At 34.5% G+C, this 6407-nt stretch carries 5 protein-coding genes and 1 pseudogene; 5 read left to right on the forward strand and 1 reads right to left on the reverse strand.

The window, feature by feature from the left end; translation table 11 throughout:
* The first annotated feature begins 257 nt into the window (after positions 1–257).
* From H4J66_RS19870 to H4J66_RS19885, 4 genes are all read left to right on the forward strand, one after another.
* Positions 258–542 carry a hypothetical protein gene (locus H4J66_RS19870; protein ID WP_182176635.1) on the forward strand — a complete coding sequence of 95 codons (285 nt, stop codon included), beginning with the start codon at positions 258–260 and terminating at the stop codon, positions 540–542.
* Positions 543–731: 189 nt separating this feature from the next.
* Complete coding sequence (locus H4J66_RS19875; protein ID WP_182176636.1) at positions 732–1211, forward strand: hypothetical protein; 480 nt, start codon at positions 732–734, stop codon at positions 1209–1211.
* Between the two features lie 338 nt (positions 1212–1549).
* Entirely contained in the window at positions 1550–2296 is a 747-nt protein-coding gene (locus tag H4J66_RS19880) for a CPBP family intramembrane glutamic endopeptidase (protein WP_182176637.1), read from the forward strand.
* A gap of 552 nt (positions 2297–2848) precedes the next feature.
* On the forward strand, positions 2849–3079 hold the full coding sequence (locus tag H4J66_RS19885; protein ID WP_070374193.1) for a glutaredoxin family protein: 231 nt from the start codon (positions 2849–2851) through the stop codon (positions 3077–3079).
* A gap of 387 nt (positions 3080–3466) precedes the next feature.
* Here the strand turns inward: H4J66_RS19885 and H4J66_RS19890 are convergent, their stop codons facing one another.
* On the reverse strand, positions 3467–4702 hold the full coding sequence (locus H4J66_RS19890; RefSeq protein ID WP_182176638.1) for a DEAD/DEAH box helicase: 1236 nt from the start codon (positions 4700–4702) through the stop codon (positions 3467–3469).
* Between the two features lie 216 nt (positions 4703–4918).
* On the opposite strand from H4J66_RS19890, the pseudogene H4J66_RS19895 reads away from it, so the two are divergent.
* A pseudogene (locus H4J66_RS19895) lies at positions 4919–6096 on the forward strand (IS3 family transposase).
* Positions 6097–6407 lie beyond the last annotated feature (311 nt).

The raw sequence follows: 6407 nt of genomic DNA on the forward strand, positions 1-6407 counted from the left end.
AATTAGGGTAAAGGCATTAATAAGCAATAAAAGAGTATTGTTCCTTCGTATACTTTTATGGAAGCGGTAATGAGCAATTTTACGAGTTTTTCACGTTTTATGTATATGACTATTTACTCTCTTTTAGTTTTTATACTCGCTCATCAAGACCTTAAAAGCTAACAAACGATTGAAGTAGAATAAATAAAAGTTGGCTGTTTCCAATGGACACTTATGTTAACTAACAATTTTAACAACTTAGTAATATTTTGGATGTGATGAAGTATCTAATTGTTATGTACAACAGCGCTAGTTTTGTAGCTTCATTGTGGTGTCTTTCGGCAATAACGCCATTATTGCTTTTAGTGGGTAATGATATTTCTTGGATGTCGATAGTTGCGGTTGGTTTGATTATTCTTTATGGCTCTTCAATATCCTTATTTAGAAAAGAAAAAATAGCTCAAGGCTGTTGGTGTAAATCTGATGTTTTTGTATATATTATTGTTCCAACGTGTCTATTTACCTATGTTACTTGTATGATGCTATCTAGTGTAAACGTCTAAGTTACTCGACATCTAAAGAGTGGCTGACCTTGTGTTTAACTTACCATTTTATTCAACCATCCTTAACTTTTGATGAGGTGTTATATTGTAGATGAGCATTGGATATCTCATTGAATTTATGATTTATGACTCAATTTTAAACCTAAACAGTGTTATCAAATAGAGTTAACTTTAAAAGGATTTATTAAAGTGCCACATACCTTCGAATCAAAAAATGTAAAAGCAAAGTTATCAATCTCCTTAAATAAACTCGTGTTATTGACTTTTCTAGTGGTGATTGCCTATTTTGGCTATGAAAAATATGCTTTACATAACGCTGAGCAAACACAAGCATCCGTTTTTATTTTAACTCCTCAAGTCAATGATATTTACTTTTTAGACATTAGGTTGATTAATAATAAATTGAATCCTAAGCATAAATATAGATTAGCTAAAGTGGTAAGTGTTAGCGGCAGTAATGTGGCTATTGTTTATGGAAGGGTTTTCTATCAATGGCAGAATGCAGTGGTAAATAGCATTAAGTATGATGATTTAAATAATAATAATTATTTTGAGCTAATACCCGATTACATTCCTTTTAGTTTAATTAAAGAAATGAGGGCTAATGAGGCTATTTATCTCGTTAAACGACCTATTCGAAATAAACTTTATGGTAAATTTGTAAATTAAGATGTTTAATGAATCTGCCTAGTTGGTTTTAGCTCAATACTGCTGTTGTTATTTCACATGCTAACATTCACTAAAAGTACAAATAAGGCTTTCTCTTATTATAAATCAGCATAAAAATCGGCTTCCCTAATAATATTGCTGACTTTTGCAAATATAATAGTGGGAGCTTCTAAGGTCTCTACTTAAATGACAGGATCTTACTGCCTGTTTTATTGGACCTAATAGATATACAGGTTAATTTTATCAGTAAGTAGGGTTCGACAATTACGTTTTAATATTATGCATTTAGATTAACTTCTCAATTGTTCTGCTTTTATCAATTGGATTTTAATATATTTATGACTATCTCAAAGGTTAACAACGCATCAGCGGCATTAAATAAGATGATGTTATCGGTATTGTCAATGTTATCGATATTACTGTTAGCTCTAGCACTACCGATATTTTCAACCCTTATTGTATTTATATCAGGTCTTGGTTCAATATTTTTAGATGATGTACATACTATTGAACAGCTGAGCATGAATCTAGGCTTTAATTTTACAACATCAATAGTTTCAGTATTTTTAATGCTACCCCTTCTTCAGTATTATCTTTCCGCAAAAAATAAAGAAAATATAGTTAACCGATTAGCTTTAAAATCTATAACGTTAACACGACTAATAATGACCTTATTAGCCGTGTTAACCTTCTCATTATTTGAATATTTTATATTTCGTCTGGGTATTTTTGAAACGCCAAGCTCTATGCTCGACTTTTTAGAATCAATAGATACAGGACTTGAAATTACATTACTTATTTTAACAGTTGGAATCGTAGGTCCTTTTTTTGAAGAAATTATTTTTAGGGGGATCGCCTTCTATAAGTTAGAACAAATTTCGCTAAACCCAACGTTCATCATTCTCATTACCAGTTTAGCGTTTACCTTGATACATTCTCAATACGAACAAATAGAGGTATTTATTTTACTCTTCTTATCTTCGTGCTTATTAGGATTGATTAGATATGTAAGTGGGAATTTATGGTATTGCATTTTTGGTCACATGGTCATGAATATTATAGTGGTTGCAGAAAATTTTTTATAAAAGACTAAAATAACTTCCTCATCCTATAATCATAAAGCGTTTTTAAGCTATTCTATAATGTCTGTTACCTTTAAGGGTAATGTCATTAGGGGCAGGATAGCTCTTCCAACAAAATGTTAGTAATAACACCTAAGCATCAACGGCAATTTTTAACGAGCTGACCACCTAAAATCAATTGATACTATCAAAGGTAGCATTAATAATGTAAGGGTGAATGACAGCTATGGTCGCTTAGCTGTTTGTCAGGGGAAAGGTAATTCTACATATTCTGAATGCTGCAAACCGTCCAAAAAATTAATGATGTTCACATTTGCAAGGTGGATGAAACCAAAAATTAAAAAAATTTAATTGATAAAATTTTACTGTTGGTAGCTCTAAGCAGAAACGATTGAATTAAAGCTCAAACAACTAGTTGATATATTTTTATCACCTTGGTTTAGCACAGCCGATTCATTTTCTTTGTATAAAATTGAAAGTTCCGTTAATTCACCTTTGTTTTTTCTGAGAGTTCAGTAAAATAGTGAATCTTTAACAATTCTGCAAAGGTTAGTGATGAAACGCGTTGTTTTATATATTTCAGATAAATGTCCCCATTCTCGTGAAGCTCAAAAATACTTGGATAATAATGGCATAAAATACAGATTAACCAATGCGAAAATGCAGCGCGGTAGAAAAGAGCTTGACGCTATAGGAGCTAGCTCTTTGCCCGCCCTTAAAATTGGTAATGAAGTCATGATTGGCTGGAATCTAAAAAACTTTAAGAAACTCTATGCCGAAGATTAACAAGCTCAATTATCTCATTAGATAACTGAGCAACCAACGAGCACAGAATGCTTGATTACTCTATTTCTAATGGATAAAAAGATAGAAAAGTAGGGCATCATATAATCTTTCCCTGAGCATTATTATAATTAATGATCACTTTTTGCGTATTACTGAGCAACGAATAGCACCCAATAGGTGTGGTGATCCATTACCGCATACGCACTAAAATTAATCGCTGAAGATTACTTAATACGTTGTGCTTATTTGCACCGCAACCAGGTTAATGCTGATAAAATTTTGCCCAGTGTACTTATCTTGACCGCAAAAAAAACACGCTAAAAGGCATCGACAGTTGATATTTGTAGCCGAGCTAAAAATCTCTAGTTGGCTACTTTATAGCTCTCCTTATTTTCTTTTTTTTCTTGTGCTATTTGTTCTGTTCGTTTTATTTGTTTTATTTGTTTTACTTACCTTTTTTTTGACTTCTTTAGGTAATTTTGAAAACTCTTTATGAAAAGGCTGCTCTGTAACAACAGGAATGACTTGTCCTATGCTATTTTCGATATTAATTAATTGCCTCATATCATTTTCTACAGCAAATGAAATGGCCATTCCACTTTTACCGGCCCGAGCAGTTCGACCTATGCGATGTATGTAATTTCTTGGATCTTCAGGGAGGTTATAGTTAATAACTAAAGTAATATTATTAACATCAATTCCGCGAGCAGCAACATCAGTGGCAACTAATACTCTTAGATTAGAATCTTTAAAGTTTTGTAGCGCTTCCTCTCTAACGGCTTGTGTTTTACTACTATGAAGGCTAGCGGCTGTTATTGATGCTTTTTCTAATGCTTTAACAATGATGTCGGCGCCATACTTTGTTTTACAAAAGATAAGCACTTTTTCAAATTCAGGTTTTTGCAATATATTAAAGAGTAAAGGTACTTTATTCGCTTTATCAAGATGGTATACGCTTTGATTAACCAAATCGATAGTGACCGTTTCAGCCGCAACTTGAATTTTTATTGGATCTGTTAATATTGCTTCTGCCAGTATTTCTATTTCAGCGGGCATAGTCGCTGAAAACAATAGTGTTTGTCGCTTCTTTGGCAGTTTAGATATTATGGTTTGAACATCTTTAAAAAACCCCATATCAAGCATAGTATCTGCTTCATCTAAGACAAATATTTCTAACGCCTTAAAATTTATATCACCCGTTTCAATTAAATCTAATAATCGTCCAGGGGTTGCCACTAAAATATCAAGTCCAAGCGCGATCGAGTCAACTTGAGCTTGTCTTCCGACACCACCATAAACAACCTTAGTTTTAAGTCCTAAGCCCTCAGAGTAGTCATCAATATTTTGCATTATTTGCGAGGCAAGCTCTCTCGTTGGCGTTAGTATTAGCGAACGCGTGCTCTTCGCTTGGATATCTATTTTATTCCGACCAAAATTATTGATAATAGGCAGTGAAAAAGCCGCCGTCTTTCCTGTTCCCGTTTGCGCTATACCAAGAAGATCATTCCCATCAATAAGAGCCGGGATACATTCTTTTTGGATCGGTGTAGGCTGTTTATAGCCTTTAAGAGTAACGCGATCAATAATTGACTCTAAAAGTGAAAATTCTTTAAATTCTGACATGCTGCCTCGGTGTCCTTTAATCAATAGCCGACTATTCTAACAGAATGCTTGAATATATTTAAGACGTATTAAGATGGCTTTTTTTGACGAGTCCCCACAAAAGATCTCATTAAAACTATAGTTAAGTAACTAAGTACTCTGACTGTAGTAACATAGTCGATTTGGCCACCTAACTAGAGATGTTATTATACACCTTATCAAACTTTAGGTGACACCATGACAAAAAGAACTAAACCCAATTTCACACCAGAATTCAGATTTGAATGTGCTCAATTAGTCGTTGATAAAGGCTACTCTGTACTTGAAATGGCAAAAGCCATGAATGTAGGTAAATCATTGTTAGATAAATGGGTTCGCCAATTAAAAAATGAGCTCAATGGTTTAACGAGTAAAACTATGCCATTAACACCAGACCAACTTGAAGTTCGTGCACTTAAAAAGCGTATTGCTCGCATTGAAGAAGAAAAGGAAATTCTAAAAAAGGCTACGGCTCTCTTGATGTCATACTCACTCGCCAGTTTGCGATAATTAAAGCCCTTAAAGGGAGTCATACTGTTAAACGTTGTTGCGATGTGTTTGCTATTCATCGCAGCAGCTACAAGTATTGGGCAAAGCAATGCAGACGTATTAAGCCTGAAAAGGTTAAAGCAATGGCGATGGTAAAAAGCATTCATGCTAAAAGTAATAGCTCGGCAGGTGCTCGCACCATTTCAGTTATTGCCACTGCAAGAGGCTTGGCGATTAGCCGTTATGTTGCTAAGCGTTTGATGAAAGAACAAGACTGGGTCAGTTGTCAGCTGCCAAGTCACAAATACAAGAAGGCAATGCAGCCACGTGTAGCGATATTAAACACACTTGAACGCCAGTTTGCTGTATGGTAGTTGTGTCCATTTTGGTGCGGTAATATAACGTTTATTTGGACGGGAAATCGTTGGGCATACCTAGCTGTTGTTATGGACTTATTTGCACGAAAGTTAGTGAGCTAGGCAATATCGTATTCACCCGATACTAAGTTAGCAGCGAAAGCCTTATCAATGGCATTTGAATCAAAAGGTCGACCAAGAAATTTGATGTTTTATTCAGACCAGGGAAGTACTTATACAAGTAGGAACTACCATCAGTTATTGTGGCGATATCAGATTAAGCAAAGTATGAGCCGTTGTCGTAACTGTTAGAATAATAGTCCGATGGAGCGATTTTTTAGAAGTTTAAAAACAGAATGGGTGCCAACAGCAGGTTATCGCTCATTTATTGAAGTTAAAAAGTCAGTTGTTAACTACATCATTCGATATTACAGCAAAGTTAGGCTTCACAGTTATAACCGAGGACTAACACCCAATGAGTCAGAGAAAAGATACTGGCTTGAATACAAATCTGTGGCCAGTTTTACTTGACCACCTCACATCCTCTAATGGATTCAACTACTTTAGATTACAAATAATAACCTTTCCTGAATCGTTCATGTAAGCAGAGATTGCTTTATGGAAAGAGTTCGCTAAATAAACTCTCGCTATAATAAACGCTCTTGAGTCAATAGCGGGAATCGAAGTAAATTATTATCTATTTCCGCAATGCGCACAACAATGTCATTAACTTAAGGATTTAACACATACGTTTATAATTCATTGGGTACTTATTTGTTTTGTTTCTACGGTCTTGTCGAAAAAACTTCCGGTCAGGTCGAATAGCACTTAAATTCTTTGAT

Source organism: Colwellia sp. MB3u-55, assembly GCF_014076785.1.
Taxonomy (GTDB): domain Bacteria; phylum Pseudomonadota; class Gammaproteobacteria; order Enterobacterales; family Alteromonadaceae; genus Colwellia_A.

Coding starts and splice junctions, on each gene's coding strand:
- H4J66_RS19880 (WP_182176637.1), top strand. CDS start 1,550: ATGACTATCTCAAAGGTTAACAACGCATCAGCGGCATTAAATAAGATG.
- H4J66_RS19890 (WP_182176638.1), bottom strand. CDS start 4,702: ATGTCAGAATTTAAAGAATTTTCACTTTTAGAGTCAATTATTGATCGC.
- H4J66_RS19870 (WP_182176635.1), top strand. CDS start 258: ATGAAGTATCTAATTGTTATGTACAACAGCGCTAGTTTTGTAGCTTCA.
- H4J66_RS19885 (WP_070374193.1), top strand. CDS start 2,849: ATGAAACGCGTTGTTTTATATATTTCAGATAAATGTCCCCATTCTCGT.